Source organism: Stappia taiwanensis (assembly GCF_014635285.1).
GTDB lineage: Bacteria > Pseudomonadota > Alphaproteobacteria > Rhizobiales > Stappiaceae > Stappia > Stappia taiwanensis.
In genome coordinates, this window is sequence record NZ_BMCR01000004.1 from 416288 (window position 1) to 436940 (window position 20653).

16 protein-coding genes are annotated in these 20653 nt (G+C 67.8%); 7 read left to right on the forward strand and 9 right to left on the reverse strand.

Annotation, left to right across the window (positions count from 1 at the left end; all coding sequences use genetic code 11):
* The first annotated feature begins 65 nt into the window (after window positions 1-65).
* Genes IEV83_RS12565 through IEV83_RS12595 form a run of 7 tightly spaced genes read left to right on the forward strand, consistent with a single transcriptional unit; the run spans window position 66 to window position 9159 of the window.
* Window positions 66-1751, forward strand: coding sequence for a carbamoyltransferase family protein (locus IEV83_RS12565; protein WP_342366170.1), 1686 nt, complete (start codon window positions 66-68; stop codon window positions 1749-1751).
* Window positions 1744-3048: a glycosyltransferase gene (locus tag IEV83_RS12570; RefSeq protein WP_181761739.1), complete on the forward strand. Its 1305-nt coding sequence runs from the start codon at window positions 1744-1746 to the stop codon at window positions 3046-3048. The genes IEV83_RS12565 and IEV83_RS12570 overlap by 8 nt, the downstream gene beginning before the upstream one ends.
* A 6-nt stretch (window positions 3049-3054) precedes the next feature.
* Window positions 3055-4704: a carbamoyltransferase C-terminal domain-containing protein gene (locus IEV83_RS12575; protein ID WP_181761740.1), complete on the forward strand. Its 1650-nt coding sequence runs from the start codon at window positions 3055-3057 to the stop codon at window positions 4702-4704.
* Complete coding sequence (locus IEV83_RS12580) at window positions 4697-5515, forward strand: phytanoyl-CoA dioxygenase family protein (RefSeq protein WP_181761741.1); 819 nt, start codon at window positions 4697-4699, stop codon at window positions 5513-5515. The genes IEV83_RS12575 and IEV83_RS12580 overlap by 8 nt, the downstream gene beginning before the upstream one ends.
* Window positions 5512-7488, forward strand: coding sequence for a carbamoyltransferase C-terminal domain-containing protein (locus IEV83_RS12585; protein ID WP_181761742.1), 1977 nt, complete (start codon window positions 5512-5514; stop codon window positions 7486-7488). The genes IEV83_RS12580 and IEV83_RS12585 overlap by 4 nt, the downstream gene beginning before the upstream one ends.
* On the forward strand, window positions 7478-8410 hold the full coding sequence (locus tag IEV83_RS12590; protein ID WP_181761743.1) for a phosphotransferase family protein: 933 nt from the start codon (window positions 7478-7480) through the stop codon (window positions 8408-8410). Before IEV83_RS12585 ends, IEV83_RS12590 begins: the two co-directional genes overlap by 11 nt.
* Window positions 8407-9159, forward strand: coding sequence for a 5'/3'-nucleotidase SurE (locus IEV83_RS12595; RefSeq protein WP_181761744.1), 753 nt, complete (start codon window positions 8407-8409; stop codon window positions 9157-9159). Before IEV83_RS12590 ends, IEV83_RS12595 begins: the two co-directional genes overlap by 4 nt.
* Window positions 9160-9164: 5 nt before the next feature.
* Here the strand turns inward: IEV83_RS12595 and IEV83_RS12600 are convergent, their stop codons facing one another.
* The 9 genes from IEV83_RS12600 to IEV83_RS12640 all read right to left on the reverse strand — a co-directional run bounded on the left by IEV83_RS12600 (window position 9165) and on the right by IEV83_RS12640 (window position 20620).
* Window positions 9165-10406, reverse strand: coding sequence for an aspartate aminotransferase family protein (locus tag IEV83_RS12600; protein WP_181761745.1), 1242 nt, complete (start codon window positions 10404-10406; stop codon window positions 9165-9167).
* Window positions 10407-10481: 75 nt separating this feature from the next.
* Window positions 10482-10979: a PaaI family thioesterase gene (locus tag IEV83_RS12605; protein ID WP_181761746.1), complete on the reverse strand. Its 498-nt coding sequence runs from the start codon at window positions 10977-10979 to the stop codon at window positions 10482-10484.
* Window positions 10976-11905, reverse strand: a complete 930-nt coding sequence (locus tag IEV83_RS12610) for an NAD(P)H-dependent flavin oxidoreductase (protein WP_181761747.1) — start codon at window positions 11903-11905, stop codon at window positions 10976-10978. Before IEV83_RS12610 ends, IEV83_RS12605 begins: the two co-directional genes overlap by 4 nt.
* Window positions 11905-13602, reverse strand: coding sequence for a class I adenylate-forming enzyme family protein (locus IEV83_RS12615; RefSeq protein WP_181761748.1), 1698 nt, complete (start codon window positions 13600-13602; stop codon window positions 11905-11907). The genes IEV83_RS12610 and IEV83_RS12615 overlap by 1 nt, the downstream gene beginning before the upstream one ends.
* A gap of 23 nt (window positions 13603-13625) precedes the next feature.
* Entirely contained in the window at window positions 13626-15095 is a 1470-nt protein-coding gene (locus IEV83_RS12620; protein WP_181761749.1) for a class I adenylate-forming enzyme family protein, read from the reverse strand.
* Window positions 15092-16312, reverse strand: a complete 1221-nt coding sequence (locus IEV83_RS12625) for a thiolase family protein (protein WP_181761750.1) — start codon at window positions 16310-16312, stop codon at window positions 15092-15094. Before IEV83_RS12625 ends, IEV83_RS12620 begins: the two co-directional genes overlap by 4 nt.
* The gene (gene paaN / locus IEV83_RS12630) at window positions 16309-18015 is read right to left on the reverse strand and encodes a phenylacetic acid degradation protein PaaN (RefSeq protein ID WP_181761751.1); all 1707 of its coding nucleotides are present in this window, start codon (window positions 18013-18015) and stop codon (window positions 16309-16311) included. The genes IEV83_RS12625 and paaN overlap by 4 nt, the downstream gene beginning before the upstream one ends.
* Window positions 18016-18018: 3 nt before the next feature.
* A complete protein-coding gene (locus IEV83_RS12635; RefSeq protein ID WP_181761752.1) occupies window positions 18019-19173 on the reverse strand; it encodes an acetyl-CoA C-acyltransferase in 1155 nt (384 codons plus the stop codon).
* Between the two features lies 1 nt (window position 19174).
* The gene (locus tag IEV83_RS12640) at window positions 19175-20620 is read right to left on the reverse strand and encodes a carotenoid oxygenase family protein (protein ID WP_181761753.1); all 1446 of its coding nucleotides are present in this window, start codon (window positions 20618-20620) and stop codon (window positions 19175-19177) included.
* Window positions 20621-20653 lie beyond the last annotated feature (33 nt).

The window sequence follows — 20653 nt, forward strand, 5'->3', positions numbered from 1 at the left end:
CGAACTTGAACAACCGAAAACCACTGATAGTATCGCGTGCATAGTGTCTTAGATGAGGATCCAAGGTGGCAACAGGACGGACGGGCTGGATCGCGGGAATAAACCATGGTGCCCACGACGCGTCCGCAGTGCTGCTTCACGAAGGCCGACTTGTCGTCTGGGTCGAACAAGAGCGGCTCTCCCGCACCAAGCACGCGATCGACGAGCCGCCCGCGGAGGCGTTGCGGGCCTGTCTGGAGTTTGCCGGCATCGGCCCGGCGGACCTCGACTGCATTGCCCTAGGATCGGATCACGACTCGCTCGCGCGCTGGCTCTGCCTCGACGCGGAGCAAAGGCGAAAGGTGCTGCCCTTCGACCGGCCCGCGCGCATTCTCCCCGCCGATCTTCTTGACGGCGCCCCACCTCCTCCCACGGTCACCGTGCGGCATCATCTCGCCCATGCGGCCAGCGCCTTCTACCCGAGCGGGTTCGACCGGGCGGCCGGCCTCGTCATGGATGCGATGGGCGAGGATGCCTCGACAAGCCTTGCGGTCTGTCAGGGGAACGACCTCTCGCTTCCCGTGTCCTACGGCGTGGAGGAGTCCCTGGGGTTCTTTTATGAAGCCGCCGCGCTCTATGCCGGGTTCTCCCGGCTCCAGACCGGCAAGCTGATGGGACTTGCCTCCTACGGCACCCCCGGCGAGCCAATGCCGCTTGAGGCCGACCGCAACCAGAGCGGCCGGCTCTGGACCCTGCGGCACAATGCGCGAACGCCCGGGCGGGCCGGCATCGACGCCCGGGAAGACGACCTTCTGGCGTTCTTCGGCGAACAAGTCTTTCCGCATTGCCGGCGGGAGACGGAAGAGGTGATGGCGTATCAGGACTTCGCCGCCTCCGCCCAGGCCGCCCTTGAAGACGCCATCCTGACGCTCGCCGAACGGGCTGTCACCGTGGCGGGCTCGCGCGATCTGACGCTGTCCGGCGGTGTGGCGCTGAATTGCTCGGCCAATGGCGTCCTGTCCCGTTCCGGCCTGTGCGACAGGCTCTTCGTGCAGCCGGCCTCGACAGATTCCGGCGTTGCCTATGGCGCGGCGCTGGTCAAGGCACGGGAGCTTTACGGCACCTCCTTCCATCCCGGCGAGATGCGTCACGCCTATTGGGGGCTTGAGAGCACGCGCACGGAAATCCGCGCGGCGCTCGATGCCTCCGGCCTGCCCTACCGGGAACTGGCCGCGCCTGCCCTGTGCGAGGCGGCGGCCGAGGTGATCGCCCGCGATGGTATCGTTGCCTGGCATCAGGGACGGGCGGAAATCGGCCCCCGCGCGCTTGGCGCACGCAGTCTTCTGGGCAACCCGGCACGGCGGGCGACCCTTGCCCGCATCAACCGGATCAAGCAGCGCGAGGTCTGGCGGCCGCTGGCGCCGAGCGTTCTGGACACGCAGTTCGATGCCTATTTCGACGGAACGCCCAACCCGTTCATGATTGTCTCCGCCCTGGTCAGACCTCAGATGCGCCGCCGCATTCCCGCCGTCACCCATGTCGATGGCACCGCCAGGCCGCAGGTGGTCACCCGCAGCGCCAATCCCCGCTTTCACGACCTTCTGACCCATCTTCATCGCAAGACCGGCACACCCATCGCGATCAACACCTCGCTCAACGGCCCGGAGGAGCCGATCTGCCTCCGACCGGCGGAAACCATCCGCCTGTTTCAGTCCACCGAGATCGATGCGCTGGCGCTGGGAGATTTCCTTGTCGAGAAGCCCCATGGCTGAGATCCGGTTTCCGTTCCGCCCCTCCCAAGCCGTCTTTCGGCGCGGCACCGATCCGAGGCCGGATCGGCCTGCCGTGCTCTACCTCACCAACAAGCTGCGCCGGCATCCCGATTCCGGCGGCGCCCGGCGGGAGCATGAGTTGCTGCGCCGCCTCGTCGCCCGGTTCGACATTCACTATGTCGCTTTCACACCGGATTATTCGGAAGAGGCCGGCGCGGTGGCGGCGTCGCCGTTGGCCTTTGCCTCCACCACCGTGGTTGCCGCCGGCGATGCCGTCCCCCCTGCCTCCGGACCTTCCCTGCCCGAACGCATCTCGTCCCATGCGGCTCCAATCGGACGGGAGGTGATCGCCTGGCTGGCCCGCAGCTTCGCCCCCCGCCTGGTGCATTGCGAAGGCTACTTCCTGATGCAGCACCTTCCCGAGAACCTCGGCCTGCCCATCGTTCTGCAAGAGGAAAACATTGAATTCGAACTCGACCGCGACCGGACCCGGGTTCAGGGCGACGGCCAGACCGGCGCGGGGGTGCATTCCCAGGCTGAAGAGATCGAGGTTGCCTGCTGGCGCCGGGCCAGCGCGTGCATCGCAGTTACCCGCGAGGATGCGGATATCCTGCGGGCGCGGGCGCCGAATGTGCCGACGGTCTGTCTGGTCAATGGCGGAGAAACCGCGCCTGAGCCGCTGGCGGCACCGGAAAGCGGCCGGGCGCTCTATGTCGCCAATTTCAAATGGGCGCCCAGCCGGGATGCCTGCTGCTACCTGCTTGAGGAGATCTGGCCGCGCGTCCGGCAGATGAACCCAGGTGCCGGGCTCCTCCTTGCCGGGGCGGAAATGGATGCCGGGCTGCGGCACCGGGCCGCGCTGGCGGAAGGGGTGGAGATCGAAAGCCCCTTCGGCACCTTTTCCGAGGTCGCGTCCCGCTGCGCGCTCCTCGTCAGCCCATTGCGGTTTGGCGGTGGACACAAGATGAAGATCGTCGAAGCCCTGTGCGCCGGGCTACCGATCGTGGCAACGCCGCTTTCCCTGCGCGGTTTCGGCGAAGACGTGCAGCGGGCGGTGGCGGCGACCGCCAATCCGACCGCCTTTGCCGCCCTCACCGCCGCCCTTCTCACCTCGCCCGAGGTTTGCCGCAACATGGCCCGCGCCTCCCTCCTTGCTGCCCGCGAACTGCCCGGCTGGGACCAGGTGGCCGACGGGCTGGCCGATGTCTGGCTCGGCGCGCTCACACCCGGCCTTGCGGCGGCCACGGCGCCTCCTTCTTCGCCGGCACGGCATCCGGCCGTGCAATCAGGGGACTGACAGGCAATGTATATTCTCGGCCTCAATGCGCCTCCCCTTGGCTGGCACGACCCGAGCGCGGCGCTGATCGCCCCCGACGGCACCGTTCTGGCGCTGGTGGAGGAAGAGCGGGTCTCGCGCCGCAAGCACGGCCTGCACCAGTACCCCACAGGGGCCATCAGGGCCTGCCTCGACATCGCCGGGATCGGGGTGGAAGACATCGCCACGGTCGCCATCGGCTGGGATCTGCCGCGCCAATGGCCAAGGCGCGACCGGGATGCGCTCGACCCGCCGCTTCCCGGGCGGCTCTGGAGTTTCGACGACTGGGCGGCCTATCTCGATGCCTGCCTGGGCACCAGTTGCCGCAATCGGCCGGACCTCGTTTTCGTGCCCCATCACACCGCCCATGCGCTTAGCAGCTTCCACGGCTCGGGCTGGCCTTCCGCCGCCGTTCTCATCGTCGATGGCAATGGCGACGACGAGGCCATCTCCGTCTATCACGCCAAGCGCGGCGCCTTTCCGGTGCGCAAGGCGCGGCTGCCGTTCAGCCATTCCATCGGCACCATGTACGATACGGTGAGCAACTGGATCGGCCTCAGCTTCCTGGAGGCGGGCAAGACCATGGGACTTGCCGCCTATGGACGCGGTACTGAGACCGCCGGCGCGATGTTCCGCATCCGCGAGGACGGCATCGCGCCGCCCTTCGACCTGCCGCGCGACAGCGAATACGATGCGGTGGTGGCCGAATGGAACGGTCACTTCGAACGCTCAGGCTTTCGCAAATCCTCCCGACCGGTGGCGGAGCTTCACACTTGCGCGGATGCGGTATCGCTGTCCTGGGCGGCGCAGTCCGGACTTGAGACGCTGATGGGGCAACTGGCGGACTGGGCGCGCGCGCTGACCGGAGAGACCCGCCTCTGCCTTGCCGGCGGGGTGGCGCTGAACTGCTCCGCCAACGGCCTGCTGCCCGAGCCTGTCTATGTGCCGCCGGTGCCGCATGACGCCGGTGTCGCCCTTGGCGCGGCGTGGTTCGTGGCCCCGCCAAAGGCCGCCGCGCCCCTTTCTCCCTATCTCGGACGCAGCGCCAGCGAGGCGGAGATCGACCGCGCGATCCGCGCCAGCGGCCTGTCGCGCACACCGTTTGACGCCGCGCGCCTTGCCACGGACCTCGCGGACGGGCGCATCGGCGCGCTCTTCACCGGCCGCTCCGAAGCCGGGCCCCGCGCCCTGTGCCACCGCTCGATCCTCGCCCGCCCCCAAAGCGCTGAGGCGCGCGATGCGGTCAACCGCCGCAAGTCCCGCGAATTGTGGCGGCCGCTCAGCCCGGTCGCTCTTGCCAGTGACTGCGGCGCCTACTGGCAGGATGCGCCAAACCTTCATCGCTACATGGTGGGCGCGGCCACGGTCAGCGAGACCTGCCGGCAGGTGGCGCCGGGCGTTGTTCACGTGGACGGCACCGCGCGGCCGCAGCGGGTGGAGGACGACGGCGAACCGGTCGCCCGGATCCTGCGGGCGATGGAGGGCGCCGGCGCTCCCGGGCTTCTCATCAACACCTCGTTCAACCGGCGTGGGGAGCCGATCGTCGACGATCCGGCGACGGCGATCGATGCCTTTCGTGCCATGCGGCTCGATTTTCTGGTCTTCGACGACAAATGGGTGGTGCATGATCATGGATGAGACAGTGAGCGATGCGCTCGACCGCCTGGCAGACACGGGCTTCTGCGTGATCGAAGGAGCGTTGCCGCCCGATACCATCGCCGCGCTCAAGGCGGAGATCGACGCGGTCGCCGCGCGCGAGCGCGCAGACGAAACCTGCTGGTACTCCCATGGCAATCAACGCATCTTCATGCTTGCCAACAAGGGTAAGGCCTTTCTCGACCTGATCGAGCACCCGCTTGTTCTGGCGCTCGCCCGCGCGGTTCTGGATCCGGACTGCCTGCTGTCGAGCATCACCGCCAACATCGCCAATCCGGGCAATACCGCCCAGCATCTCCACGCGGATCAGGGCTACATCCCCCTGCCCTGGCCACGGGCGGAAGTGGTCAACTTCATCTGGGTGGTCGACCCGTTTACCGAGCGGAACGGGGCAACCCGGATCATCCCGGGGTCTCACAAATGCATGACACCGCCTGCCCCGGACGCCGAGACCCTGCCTCTCTGCGCTCCGCAGGGCGCGCTCGTGTGCATGGATGGCCGGGTCTGGCACGGGACCGGCAGCAATCTCACCCAGGACACGCCGCGCCGGGGCATCTTCGCCTATTACTGCCGGCCCTATATCCGCCAGCAGGAGAACTTCAGCCGCTCCCTGCGGCGCGACCTGCTCGCCGGGTTGTCCGATACCCAGCGGGCGTTGCTCGGCTTCGATATCTGGCAGGGGCTTGGCGCGGTCAACGGCCTGCCGACCGCCTGGATGGACGGACGCCGGCGCGTCGGCCCGACCGATGAGGACGGCCTGTTCGCCACCGCCGCAAAGGGCCAGTTCCGGTGAAGGCAATCGGCTTCAGCGGCGGACCGGATCACATCGCCTTTCCCGCCGTCGCGCCGGGCCTGTCGCCGCTGTTCTTCCATGACGCTGCGGCGGCGCTGGCGATTGATGGTGAGGTGCTGTTCGCAGTCGAGCAGGAGCGGCTGTCACGGCAAAAGCATACAAACGCCTTTCCGGTGGAGGCCTTGCGTGCCTGCACCACCTTTGGCAGCCTTGCCCCGCAGGAAATCGACGCCTTCGCTTTCTTCTTCGAGGAGGCCTATTACGACCGGTCCCTGCAGGACGATTGCCGCAAGCTCGGCCTTCCAGCGCCGCCGCCCGTGCGCAAGCTGCTGCGCGACCGGCTGTCGGCGACCTTCGAGGCGGAAATCCCCGACGACCGGCTGTTTTTCGTCAACCATCACAAGGCGCACGCCCTTTCCGCCTACCGCGCCTCGGGTCTCGATCACGCGCTCGTACTGGTGATCGACGGCAATGGCGAGGATGTGTCCTCCAGCCTCTTCGATGCCCGGGGGGACGCCTTGCGCCTTCTGACCAACCATGGCGTCGCCTATTCGCTCGGGCATTTCTTTCGCCTGGCGACCAAGCTGGCCGGGTTTCGCGACTTCGAGGAATACAAGTTCATGGGGCTTGCCCCCTATGGCGATGCGGCGGCATTGCAGACCGGGATGATGGGGCTGTTCACCCCGCTCGCCGACGGCGGCTATGAGCTGGACATGGACGGGTTGACAGCACTGGCGGCACGCCATGGCGTTGGCGGCACCAGCGCGGGGCAGCCGGACCGGGTGACCGCCGATTTCGCCGCCGCCGCACAGGCGCTGCTGGAACGGGCGGTTCAACATCTCCTTGCCCCCTGGGTGGGGCGAACGGACGCCCGCGCACTCTGCCTTGCCGGCGGGGTTGCCCAGAACTGTGTCATGAACGCGCGCCTTGCCCGCACCGGAGACTTCGACACGGTGTTCGCCTACCCCGCCGCCTATGACGCGGGCGCGGCAATCGGCGCGGCACTTGCCGTCTCGCCGCCGCCTCGCCCTGCGCCCCGCCCAGCAGCAACGGCAACCGGCGCCACCTACTGCGCCTTTCTCGGGCCGGAGCTGGAACGCGATGCGAAGATCGCGGCGGAGCTGGAGCGGTTCGGCCCGCTGATCGAGACACGCCCCATCGCCGCGCCCGATGAGCGGGCCGCCGAGTGCCTGGCGCAAGGGGAGATCATCGGCTTTGCCGCCGGGCGTTCGGAGTTCGGCCCCCGGGCGCTCGGGGCACGGTCCATTCTCGCCGATCCCCGCCCCAAGGAAAACTGGCAGCGGATCAACCTTGCCATCAAGCAGCGGGAAAGCTTTCGCCCCTTCGCCCCGGCGGCACTGGCGGAAGACGCGGCAGCGCTGTTCGAGATGCCCGATGCAGCGCTGAACCTGGGCCACATGACCTTCGTCAGCCGCGTCCGCCCGGCTCATCAGGCCCGGCTCGGCGCAGTCACCCATGTGGATGGCAGCGCCCGGCTGCAGACCGTGGCGACTTCGTCCAACCCCGCACTTTACAGTCTCATCAGCGCCTTCAAGGCGCGGACCGGCTGCCCGGTTCTCCTCAACACCTCCTTCAACAACAGTCACGAGCCCATCGTCCAGAGTGCCAGGGATGCACTGCGCACCTTTCTCACCACCGAACTGGATTGCCTGTTCGTCGGTGGCTTCGAGGTCCGCAAGGCCGGCGCGCCGGAGGATCATCTCGCGGCCCTGCGCTGGCGCCTCGATCCCTGGGTGGAGATCGCCAAGGAAGACACGGAGCAGGTGACGCTGATCCGGGCCGGGCGGTATCGCACCACCCTGCCCGCCCCACTGTTCGCCATGCTGCTTGAACCGGCGGAAAATGGCGCGCGCGGGTCGCAGCGCTCCGGACAGGCACACCCGCACGCGCTTGCCGAGGCCGTGGCAACGCTCTGGCGGCAACGTTTCATCGACGTGCATCATGCGTGCTGACGCGGCCGCCACGGAGGAGGTGCGACGCTGGGTGACGCGGCTTGCCGGCGGCCCCCCATGCCGCCTGACCCGCCTGGCCGGCGGTCAAGGCTCAGGGTCGGATGTGTTCCGCGCCGACTGGCCCGACCAGCCCACACAGCACCCACCCCTTGTGATCCGCCGCCATGGGGACCGGAAATGGCTTGCGCGAGAACCCGACCTGCCCGAGCGGGAAGCCCGGATGCTGAGTTTCGCGGCGGCAAGCGGCCTGCCCGCACCGCGCCTTGTCGGGCAGATATCCGCCCCCTCGCCAATGCTCGCCATGACCGCCCTGCCCGGGCGGACGATCCCGCCGCGCCATCTTACAGCGGCGCATCTGGACTGCGCCGCACGGGTTGCCCGGCGCCTGCATCAGGTGCCGATCCCGCAAGAACAGCGGGCGACGCTCCCGCGCTATGCACCGCATTACATCACCGGAACGCTGCCCATCCGTGCCCCGGACTGGAGCCATCGGCCGGAGATCTGGCGCCGCGCCATCGAGCTCTACTTTCGCTGGCCAGAGGATCTCGGGCAGGGCGGCATCGCCCCCCGACTGGTGCACAGGGACTTTCACTTCGGCAACCTTCTGTTCGAGGGCGAGGCGCTGTGCGGCATCGTCGACTGGGTCACCTCCTGCATCGGCGACCCGCAGGCCGATATCGGCCACATGCGCTGGAATCTGGTGCATGATCTCGGCTTTGACGCCGCTGAGCGTTTCACCGCGCTTTATTGCGAAGACAGCGCCACCGCGCCCTACCACCGGAAGTGGGACCTCTACGCGCTCGTCGGCGCCCTGCCCGACCTGCCGCCACCGCCCGTGGAAACCCGCTCCCGGCTGGAGGCCTTTCTGGCCGAAACCCTGAACGTGCTTGAGGGGGCCGCGCCATGGCGGAATCAAGGATGACAGAACCGGGCATAACGGCTGCGCCCATCGCCGTGACCTGCGACGACGGCTTTGGCGCAGCGGGCTTCGCCGCACTGATCGGCGCTCTGCGCAAGGGAGGCTGGCCGCTCCGGGCCGGGGCGACGACCCGCTCCTGGCCGAGCAACGGCACGGCCACGGGCTTTGCCGCACCGGAAGACCTTGACGCCGCCCCCTTCGATCTGGCGGAAGTGGCCGGGGTCAGGTGCCAGGTCCATGACGCCGCGCCCGCCTTTGTCGCCCGGTGCCTGCTTGCCGGCGCGAGCGAGGACGCCCCGGCACCGCGCCTCCTGATCGCCGGGGTCAATGCGGGACCGAACGTCGGCCGCGACCTCATTCATTCGGGAACCTTCGGCGCGGCCCTCACCGCCATGTGGCTTGGCCTTCCGGCCATCGCCGTCAGTCTCGACGATGTTCATTCGGTCGACGAGCGCAACCCCGGACCGCTGCGATACGATCTGGCGGCCCGCGTCGCGGCTCTGGCGCTTGGCTCTCTGCTTGACGCGCCAGCGCCACTTCTTGTGAACGCCAACATTCCCAATTCGATATCCTCGGACGGCGCCCGCTTTCAGGCCGCGACGCCGCATCCGGGCGACGGATCGGGCCTTGATGGCGATGTCGACGCCTTGAGGCGCGGTCTGGTCGCCGTCTCGGTCTTTCGCGGGCGCAATCTTTGCTGCGACGCGCGGGCGAGCCGCGACCTGGCGGCGACCCTTGCCCGCTCCTGGTAGGGCGATCAGGCCACGCAGGCGCTAGCCACCTCCGCGAAGGCGTCCCGCGCGGCGGCGACCGCCCCGGCGATGTCCTCTTCGGTCATCGCCAGGCAGGTGAACCAGTGATGGGCCGGATGCAGCAACACGCCGCGTTTCAGCATGGCCTTGCAGAAGGTCCGCATCGCTGCCTGATCGAGCGCCGGATCGCCGTGGTCGAAGCGCAGGAAGGGCATGACGGGCAATCCGGCCGGGCGGGCCGGCACCTTGGCCTCGCTTGCGGCCCGGGCAAGACCATCGGACAGCGCCTGCCCCAGCGACCAGAGCCGCCGGTAGGGGGCGCCCCCCTCCAGCCGGTCGAGGGTCGCATGGGCTGCGGCGAAGCCATCGGCACCACGAAAGAACACCGAGGAGGCGGACACATCCGCCATGCCCTGCATGATCGCGCGCCGACCGGCAACGGCGGAAATCGCGTGTCCGTTCGCCATCGCCTTGCTGAGGCAGACAAGATCGGCGGCAATTCCGAAGTGGCTCTGCGCACCGCCTAGCGCCAGCCGGAAACCGGTGCGCACCTCGTCAAACACCAGCGGAATGCCATGATGATCGCAGGCCGCCCGAACCGCCTCCAGAAACCCCGGTTCCGGCGGGTCGATTTCGACCGGCATCATGATGACACAGGCGACCGCATCGCCATCGCGCTGCAAGCGGGCCACCAGACCCTCGGCATCATTGTAGGTGAACACAGCGGTTCGGGCGCGCACTTCAGCGGGTATGCCGGCGGGACGCGGCGCGCACCAGTCGTGCCAGCCATGATAGCCCCAGCGCAGCACCAGATCGCGTTTCCGGTAGGCCCGGCACAGGCGCACGGCCAGCGAGGTGGCGTCGGACCCTGTTTTCAGGAAGGCGGCCATCTCTGCCCCGGGAACGGTTCGCACCAGCCGTTCGGCCAGCGTCACCTGGCTTTCAAGATGCAGGGATGGCGCGATGCCATCGGCCAGCGCCGCCGTGACGGCGCCAGAAACCTGCGGATCGGCATGGCCGAGCACCACCGAGCCGAAGCCTTGCAGGAAGTCGAGATAGCGGTTGCCGTCGACGTCCTCGACATGCGCTCCAGAGGCACGGCGGACGAAGACCGGATAGGCATCGCCCGGGCCATATCCGGCGGAGAGCACGCCGGCACGCCCCTGAAACGACGCATCCACGGCCCGGGCCCGCTCCAGCAATGCCGTTCCGACCGCCAGGGATTGCGACCTCTCCTCCACCGCCATCGACGCCTCCGCCCGCAAGGCACGCCCACGAGCGAGCAAATCGCAGGACGCACAATCAAAAGATGCAAATGCACCTTAGCGGCGGTCTCCGGCTTTGTCTTCTCCAGGCTGCGCGGACCGGGCGCGAATGGCCACGCCGATGCTGCCCTCGGCGAGAACCGTTCCGGCGGCGTCCAGCACCTCGACCTGTGCCACCATACGCCGTCCGCTCCGGTGGCTAACATGACCAGTGGCGATGAAGGGGCCGCGGTCGAGCCTGCCCGGCGCGAGATAGCGAACGGCAAGATCCGAGGTCAGAATGGTCTCGTCCGCACCGATCAGGGTCATCGCCGCACCGCCACCGCCCATGTCGATCAGCGAAGCGGTCACGCCGCCATGGACGAGGCCGGCGAGGTTGGCGTGGCCTTCGTCGATCTCGCAGCGCAGCACCATCCGTCCGGTTGACACCTCTGTCGGTTCGACCCGCAGCCGCTCGAAGAACCCGCCCGGCTGGCGCTGCTCAAGCCACCGCTGCGCCAGTTCGTAGCCGGTCTTGTCCGGGTCGAGCGAGAAATCCACGGCCCGTACCGTCATGCCGGGACCTTCTCTGAGAGCTGCGCAACCGCCGCGCGATATTCGGCCTCCAGCTTGGCAACGATCTCGGACACCGGCTCGATGGCACGGCTCTTCCCGACCCCCTGACCCGCCGCCCAGATATCGCGCCAGCGCTTGGCGACATCGCCGGAGTATTCCCGCTTGGCCGGGGCGCCCGGGCGCGCCGGATCATAGCCCGCCGCCTCCAAGCTGGCGTTCAGCCAAGACGCAGGTGTGCCGGTCACCGCCGACGTAACGGTCAGATCGTCGATCCCGGCATCGAGCACCATGGCCTTGTAGGCCGGTGCGGCGCGGCTTTCGGTGGCGGGCAGGAAGCGGGTGCCCATGTAGACCAGATCGGCGCCGGCGGCGATGGCACCGGCGATCCCCGCGCCATCGGAGATCCCGCCGCCCACCGCGATCATTCCATCGAAGAAACTCCGTACGGCGGAGATGAAGGCGAAGGGCGAGAGGTGCCCGGTGTGACCGCCGGCACCGGTGCTGATGCAGGCCATGCCATCCACCCCCGCCTCGGCGGCCTTGCGCGCCAGCTTGAGGTTGACCACATCCGCAAACACCTTGCCCCCGTAGCCCTTGATGGTTTCCATCACCGGCTTCGGGCTGCCCAGCGCGGTGATGACCAGCGGCGGCTTGTATTCCGCCACCAGCGCCAGATCGTCGGCCAGCCGGGTATTGCTGGAATGGGTGATGAGATTGGCCGCCCAGGGCCCGTCACCCGGCTCAAGCGCCTGGGTGATCGTGCCCATCCATTCATCAAGCTCGGCGGGGGTGCGCAGGTTGGTGGTCGGAAAGGCACCGCCGATCCCGGCCTTGGCCGCCGCGATCACCAGCTCGGGCCCCGAGACAAGGAACATCGGCGCGCAGATCACCGGCAGGCGCATGGAAGCAAGAAGCGGCTCGGTCATCAGGCGAACTCCGCCCGCAGCTCGCGCTTGAGCAGCTTGCCGACCGGGTTGCGCGGCAGTTGCTCCTTCTCTTCCAGCCGCTCGATCTGCTTGAAGACGGCGACATGCTTTTCCTCGCGCAGGAACCCGTTGAGCTCGTCCTTGCTCGCGCATTGGCCGGGCTTGAAGACCACGAAGGCGCAAAGCCGCTCGCCAAGCTTTTCATCGGGCTCGCCGACAATCGCCACATCCGCCACCGCCGGATGGGCCAACAAATAGCCTTCGATCTCCTCCGAGGAGATGTTCTGGCCGCCGCGAATGATGATGTCCTTGCAGCGCCCGACGAAGCGGTAGAACTGATCCTTGTCGCCGGCGATCTCGAACATGTCGCCGGTGCGGAACCATCCTTCGGCATCGAACACGCGTGCGGTGGCTTCCGGGTTTTCCCAGTAGCCGGCGAAGACCGACGGCCCCTTCATGCGCAATTCCCCGGGAACACCGGGTTCGGTCACGGGCTGCTCGGTCGCCGGGTCGACCAGTCGGGTCTCGCACCGATCATGCAGCACCGCCTTCCAGGTAAAGCGCGGATCGAAGCGGGGGAAGAACGCCGCGCGCTGCGCCGGATCGGGAAAGTCGTGGTAGGTGCTGGGAAAGGCCGCGCCCTCGTTGGAGCCGAAGTAGTTGGCGATCTCGATGCCGAACTTTTCCTTGAAGCCCCGAACCATCCATTCCGACAAGGGCGCGGATCCGGAGCCGATGTTGCGCAAGTGGCTGAAATCGACCCCGTCCACCAGCGCCTCGTTCTGAAGCAGCATGTTGAGGATCGCCGGCGGCGCGACGGTATAGGCCACCTTCTCCTCCTGGATCTGCCGCAGAAACAACCCCAGATCGAACGGGTGATGCTGGACGAGCGTGCCACTGGTCATCAGCCAGGCGACAAAGCCTGTCGAAATCCCGGCCATGTTGACCATCGGGAAAGGGTTCAGCATGCGGTCGCCGGTTTCCAGCTCGGCGGCATCGGCCACCACCTCGCCCATCACCAGCCACTCATTGTGGTTGCGCGGCACGCCCTTGGGCCGCGCCTCGGTGCCGGAGGTCCAGCAGATGGTGACGATATCGTCGGCGGTGATCGCGGCGGCCTCGATGGCCGCTGTCGCCGCATCCCGCATCTGCGGCGTCACCTCAGTCAGCGCCGCATCGAGCCCGACGCTGCCCGCGACCGTCTCGCCAAGCGAGAACACCACCTCAAGGCTCGCCACCTCCTCCTTGACCTGCAAGGCAGCGGCGGTGCCGGCATAGCCGGCGATCCGCGCCGCGCTGACCATGCCCTTGGCCCGAATGCTTGCGGCGATGAAGGCCAGCTCATTTTCCCGGTACTGCACCGGTGTCGGGCTGACGATGACGCCAAGCCGGCAGCACGCGAGGTAGATCGCCGGCAAGTCGACCAGATTGGGCAGTTGCACCACCAGCGCATCGTCCTTGCCGATGCCATGGGCGGTCAGCACCGCCGCATAGCGCTCGGCCAGATCGTCAAGCGCTTCCCAGCTCAGGCGCTGCGGTGCCCGGCCGATCAGATCCTCGCAATTGAGCGGATCGACCGCCGCCTCGGCGCCCGGATCACGGGCGAGATTGCGGGCAAAAAGGTCCTGAAGACGGGTCTCCCCCCACCAGCCCCTGGCCTTGTAACTCGCGATCTTGTCCTGCGGTATGATGATCATTGCGCGCGTTTCCTCCCTGAAATCTACGCTTGTTCTTGTGACACAAGGGTCCGGACATCGGTGCGGACCACCTTGCCCACCGGATTGCGCGGCAACCCCGCGACCCGGTGAAACTGTTTTGGCGTACGCACCGGGCCGACCCGCTCGCGCATGAACGCGTGCAGCTCCTCGACCGGCGCCCCCGTCACCACGGCCACCTCCAGCCGTTCCCCCCAGACCGGATCCTCCACCCCGAAGGCGCAGGCTTCGCGCACCCCCGGATGGGCCACCAGCGCCTGTTCAACCTCCGCGAAATAGACGTTATAGCCACCGGTGATGATCATCTCCTTCGCCCGCCCGACAATGGCAAGCGCGCCATCCGCCCCGATCCGGCCGATGTCGCCGGTCCTGAGCCAGCCTTTGAAACGGGCCTCGGCGGTGAGATCAGGGGCGTCGAGATAGAAGGTCTCGGTCAGGTCGCCGCGCACCAGCACCTCGCCGGTCACCTTCCGGGCAACGATCTCCCCCGCCTCGGTCAGCACCGCCACGTCGATGCCCGGAAAAGGGAAGCCGACGGTGGCGCGCAGCTCCGGCCGGGCGAGTTGATCCGGGGTGAGCCCGGTGATCGCCATGGGCGCCTCGGTCTGGCCATAGAGGGTGGACAGCACCGGGCCGAAGCGGGAGATCGCCTCCTCGATGACCGCAGGGGCCATCGGCGCCGCCGAATAGGTGATGTGGCGCAGGGCCGGGAAATCGGCCGGGCCGAAATCCGCCTCATCCATCAGCATCCGGATCAGGGTCGGCGGCAGAAACACCACCGAAACCCGTCGCTTCAGCTCCGCAAGGATCGCCGATCTGTCGGGTCGGGCAAGCACCACATGGGCCGCACCGGCGGCCAGCACCGGCAGGATGTAGTGCGAAGCCCCGTGCGAGAGCGGCGCAACGGCAAGGTGCACATCCTCCGGCCCGAACCGGTAGAACGCCTCCAGCGAGGCAAGGGCCGCGCCAGCGCTGCGCGTGGTCTGCACCACCCCCTTGGGCACGCCCGTGGACCCGCCGGTGAACTTGATCGCGAAGGCTGCCTCAGGCCGGCCGGAAATGGCCGGAAGCTCGCCTGCGGGCAGCGGGCCGGCAAGCCAGCCATCGAGCCCGATCACCGGCGCGCCGGGATCGCCGAGGCTGGCGCGCGAGGCGTCATCGCACAGGGCAAGCGCCAGCCCCGCCCGCGCCATCAGTGCGCTGTTCAGCCCCGCACCGTTGTTGGGGTTGATCGGCACCCAGACTGCACCGGCACGCAGGATCGCCAGATAGGCGACGATGTTACCCCAGGAGTTTTCCGCGCACAGGCCGATCCGCGCGCCCGGTGCGACCTGCCGCAAGAGGGCCGCGGCCGCCCGCTCGACCAGATCGACCAGCGCGCCATAGCGCAGCACGGTCGCGCCGTCGTGGATCGCCACCCGGTCCCGCTTCGTGTCAAGATCGCGATACAGCGCCGAGATCGGATGCGGGCTCATGCCGGCCCCTCCAGCACGGTGACGGCGGTTACCCCCTCTTCGACGCCAAGGAAGCCGCCGCCATTCTCGGCAACGGCAATGCGTGCGCCCGCAACTTGCCGCGCCCCCGCTTCGCCGCGCAGTTGCGTGACGAGTTCATAAAGCTGGGCGATGCCGGTCGCGCCGATCGGGTGCCCCTTGGCCAGCAATCCGCCGGAGGGGTTCACCGGGCTCTTGCCACCCAGCGCGAAATCCCCTGCCCGCAGCCGCGCCCCGACGGTGCCCGGCTCGGCCAGACCGAGGTTCTCGATCTGCTGCACCTCGGCGTAGGCGGTTGCATCATGCACCTCGGCGACATCCACATCCGAAGGGGAAATGCCGGCCATCTCATAAGCGGCCCGGGCCGCGCGCCGGCCCACGTGGCTTGCATAGTCGTCCCTGGCCCGCTCGGTCGCGCTTCTAAGTGCACAGCCGCGCACACGCACGCCGCGCGCCGTCCCCAAGCGCCGCAGCGCCCGCTCGCTCACCACCACGGCGGCAGCGGCCCCATCGCTCACCGGCGCGCACATGGCGCGGGTGAAGGGAAAGACGATGGGCTTGTCGGCCAGCACCTCGTCGACCGTGAAGGGGGTGCGGTATTGCGCGTTGGCGTTCAGCGCGCCGGCGCAGTGGTTCTTGGCGGCGATGCGGGCGAAATCCTCCTGGAGCGTTCCGAAGCGTGCCATGTGACTGCGCGCCTGCGCCGCGTAAAGGTCCATGAACAGGCTGCGGCCCGGCCCCGGACGCTCGCCGCCGATCGCCGCGATATAGTCGAGCACCCCGTCGCGATCGTGAACATCCGTGCCGCCGGCAAAGGCCGCCGCGACCTTTTCGGGTCGGTCGGGATAGACCATCTTCTCGGTGCCGACGATCAGCGCCACCTCGACCATTCCGGCACGGATCGCCGCCATTGCCTGCCACAAGGCGGTCGAGCCCGAGGCACAGGCGTTTTCCACCGTGGATATGGGAATGCCGGTGATGCCGACCGCCCGCAGGGCAATCTGCCCGCGAATGGTGTTCTGCCCCTCCAGCATCGGCTGGCGGGTGTTGGCGAACCAGGCCGCCTCGATATCGCCGGTGCCGAGCCCTGCATCGCTGAGCGCCGCCGCCACCGCCGTGGCGGTGAGGCTCTTCACGCTCTCGGCGGGATGCTTGCCGAAACGCGTCATCGCCGTGCCAAGGATATAAACGCCGCTCATGCGCCTGGCCTCATCGGACGCCGGCTCTGCACGATGCGAAAGCGCGAGGCGACAAAGGCGGCGTCAGTCAGACAGGCATTGCCCGCCGGGTTCAGCCCGGTGACGTGATAATCGCTGTAGGCGGCGGCGAAGTTGATCCACATCGCGCCGGTGAGGTTGATGGTCAGGTTCGCGCCGGCCCGCTCATAGAGCGGCAGCGCCTGGTCGATGAACGCCTCGTCGGTGGAATAGAGATAACAGGAGATCGTACCCCGGGTCCGGGCCAACTCCGTGGCCTCCTCCACCGCTGCTCGTCCGCTTTCAGCGGCGACGATGAAGAGCACCGGGCCGAACCGCTCCTCGGCGTAAAGCTCGATATGCTTCGGCTCGACCGCCAGCACCAGCGGCGTGAGGGTACGCGCATTCGGATACTGCGGATGGACGTAGGGACCGGCCTCGCGCAGGACGCGCAAGCCCTCGCGCGCGGCGGTCGCCACCAGATCGGCCACCACATCGAGACTCACCTGCCCTTGTACCGCCCCCATGATACCGGCGGCCATGGCCGGATCCCGGGCAATGGCATCAATCTCATCGACCAGCGTCTGGGCGACCGCATCGAAGCTGACATGTCCGGCGGCGGTATCGATGCCGTCCTTCGGCACATAGATCACCTGCGGGCTGGTGCACATCTGCGCCGAGAACAGCGAACTGGCCCGGGCAATGGCCCGCATGGCGGCGGTCAGATCCTCGACACTCTCCACCACCACCGAATTGACCCCGGCGGTCTCGGTGTAAAGCAGCTTGCCGGTGATCGTGGTTTCCAGCTCGCGGCCATAGCGCGGGCTGCCGGTGAAGTCGATGATCTGCACGGAACGGTGGGCCATGATCCGGCCGGCGACCGGCTCCGCCCGGGTGTCGACGGCCAGCGTCACCAGATTGGGGTCGAAGCCATGCTCCGTCAGCACCGCGCGGGCGGTCTCCACCGCCAGCGCCATCGGCGCCACCGCGATGGGATGCGGCTTGACGATCACCGGGTTGCCGGTGGCCAGGCTGGCGAACATGGCCGGATAGGCATTCCAGGTCGGGAACGAGGCACAGCAGATCACGAGGCCAATGCCGCGCGGCACCAGCGTGTAACGCTTGGCCAGCGCCACGTCCTCTCGCCCGAAGGGGCGGCGATACTCCGCCTCCGGCACCACCGCCTCCATCGCCCTTGCAGCATGGGCAAGGGCTTCCAGCCCCCGGTCGAGCGCATTCGGACCGGAACCGGAGAACGCCTGGGTGTAGCTCTGCCCGGTGGTGTGCATGATGAGATGGGTCATCTCGAAATTGCGGTCATAGAGCCGCATCGCGATTTCCGCGCAGAGCGCCACACGCAACGCCGGCACGGCGGCGGCCCATTCCCCTTGCGCCGCCTGCGCAGCGGCGATCAGTGCCTCCGGCTCGCTGACCGGATAGGTGATGCCCAATGGCTCACCGGTATAGGGCGAGACCTCTTCCCCGCTCCATCCCTGCACGCCGGGCTGGCCCAGCTCGTAAGGGCGACCGAGCCGTCCCTCGAACGCGGCCTTGCCGGCGCGGGGCTTTTCCGGCCCATGCACCTTCGTCGATGGCGTATCGTGAAACGGGCTCCAGCTCTCGCGGCTGCCGACCGCCGCGATAGCCCGGGCGACAAGCGGAGCATGCGCGGCCACCAGCGCGGCGCGTTTATCGATCAGGTCCATGGATCAAGCCCCCTGCCGTTCGACGATCATCGCGGAGCCGGTGCCGGAAGCGCCGGTCGCCACCACCAGCCCGTAGCGGCCACCCGCTGCGTCGAGCGTATCCAGCAATGTGGAGAGCAGGATCGCACCGGATGCGCCCAGCGGATGACCCTTGGCCATGTGCCCGCCACCGACATTCACCTTGTCCGGGTCCGGCGCACGGTCGCGCATGAATTTCGCGATTGCGACGCCGAAGGCCTCCATGAACTCGATCCGGTCCATCTGCTCCAGTCGCAACCCGGCCCGGTCGAGCGCCCGATCCATCGCCGCGAAACCGGCGGTAAGCGAGGCGGCGGGGTCGCCCCCGACCTCGGCCCAGGCAAGGATGCGGGCCCGGGGGGCGGCCGAAGCCGCGCCTTCGGCGCCGATAAGGGCGAGCGCCGCGCCGTCGCACATGGGCGGGGCATGGGCGATGGTGTGCCGGTGGTCGAGCCGCCGGCCCTGCAGCGCCTCGGCATAGGCACCGGCCAGTTCGGAAAAGGCGGGCGCCAGTGCCGCCAGCGCCTCGGCGGAAGTCGCCCGGACGCTTTCCTCCCGGTCGAGCCCGGCGACAGGAATGCGCGAGGCGGTCAGCGCCGTGCCCTCGGCCTCGGCGGCGCGGCGCTGGGACAGGAGCGCCAGCGCATCCATCTCCTCGCGGGTGATGCCTTCCTCCTCGGCCAGCCGGTCGGCGGCCAGCGCCACGGGGAGAAACCGCGTGCGCGGCGGGAAGCTGGCATCGGTGTAGTAGCTTGCCTTGTCGGCAAGGAACGGCACCGCCGACATCATCTCCACACCGCCGGCGAGCGCGCTTCCGGCCTGACCACTGGCGACCATCGCCGCGGCCTGGCCGATGGCGGTGAGCCCGGAGACGCAATAGTTGTTCACGGTGAAGGCGCTGGCGCCCTCATCGATCCCGGCAGCCAGTTTCGAGACCAGCGCGAGATTGCCGCCCTGGGCACCGATCTGACCGACACAGCCAAGGATCAGCGCTTCGGGCGAGGGAGCCGCACCGGCGCGGTCTTTGATCGCCGCCGCAAGAGCGGCGACGAGATCATGGGGCTTTTGCGCGGCAAGGCCGCCATCCGGCCTTGCCTTGCCGCGTGCGGTACGCACCGCATCATAGATAAATGCGGTCATGTCAGCGAACGAACGCCTCGCCCGGCGCCCAGGTGCCGTGGAACCCGGCCGGCATGCGCTGCGGCAGAATCACCCGGGCCACCGGCGCATCGGAGAAGTTCCGGGCATCGAGGATCCGCACCTCGGAACGTCCCGTCGCCTCGTCGGTGACGAAGGTGATGACATAGCCATCATCCTCGGCCGTGGCGCCGACACGCGGGGCGAAGGCCGGCTCGGAGCCATAGACCCCGGGCTCGAACATGTGTTCCTCGGCCTTGCCGGACAAAAGGTCGTATTTGTAAAGGCCATCGAACAGGAGGCGGATCTCGTCGGACTTGATCGAGACATGGTAGGACCAGCGGCTGTGGTAGCCGGTATGCTCAAGGTTCACCACCGGGAACTCGCCGATACGGTCGTCGAGCTGGCGCTGGGTGCAGGCGCCGGTACGCATGTTCATGCGCCATTCCACCGGGACCGCGTGCAGGCTCAACACCTCGACCATCGGCCCATAGGCACCGAATTCGCTGCCGGCACGGTGGCCATGCGGCTGCATCTTGCAGGCCACCATCACCACCTCGTCGCCTTCCTCCCAGCAATTCACCACATGATAGATGTAGCAGCTGTCGGTCTCGAACCACTTGACCTGATCGCCGCGCCCGTTGCGCGGCACCACGCCAAAGCGCGCCGGCTGATCGGCGTGGCGGATGTTCCAGGTGCCCCGGCGCAGCCCGGTCTCGGTCATCAGCACCGGCAGATCATGCAGGATCAGATAATTCTCGGTCAGCCCCATGTCATGGGGAAGGCGCGGCCCGGGCAGCTCCACCCGGTCGAAGTTCACCAGCTCATTGTTCGCCGACACCACACCGAAGCTCATCCACGGTTCGGTCAGGGAATAGTCGAAGAAGACGAACTCGCCCGTGCGCCCGTCGACCTTCGAATGCGCCGAGACATGGCGCGGCAGCTTGCCGCCGAAGGTTTCGTTGCCGATGGTCTCCAGCGTGCGCGGGTTCACCCGCACCGGAGTGCCGGAGACATACCACAGCGCCATCAGCTCGCCATTGTGCAGCACCACGTCGGTGTTGGCGGTGTCCTTGTAGACGGTGCCGGACCGCTCACGGTTGGCCGGCAACAAGATACCGCCCGCGTCGAGCGTGCCGGCGACTTCCGCCCTGTGGTCGTCGGTCTGGAGGTAGCGGTTGCGATACTCCGCCTTGCCGTTCTCGAAATAGATCGCGTGCAGCATGCCATCGCCATCGAACCAGTGATGCAGCGCGGTCGGGGCATGCACCGGATTGGGGCCGTTGCGGTAGTAGCCGCCAAAAAGATCCTGCGGAATCTCGCCGATCACCTCCAGCTCAAGCGCGGTCACTTCGCGCTTCACCGGCTCGTAGACCCCTTGCAGATACGGGTTCAGCGTATTGATCCCGGTCAGCTCGCCGGTCTCGATCCGTTTCGTCGCAGCATCCATGAACACCCCTCCACTTGCATAATCGAACTCATC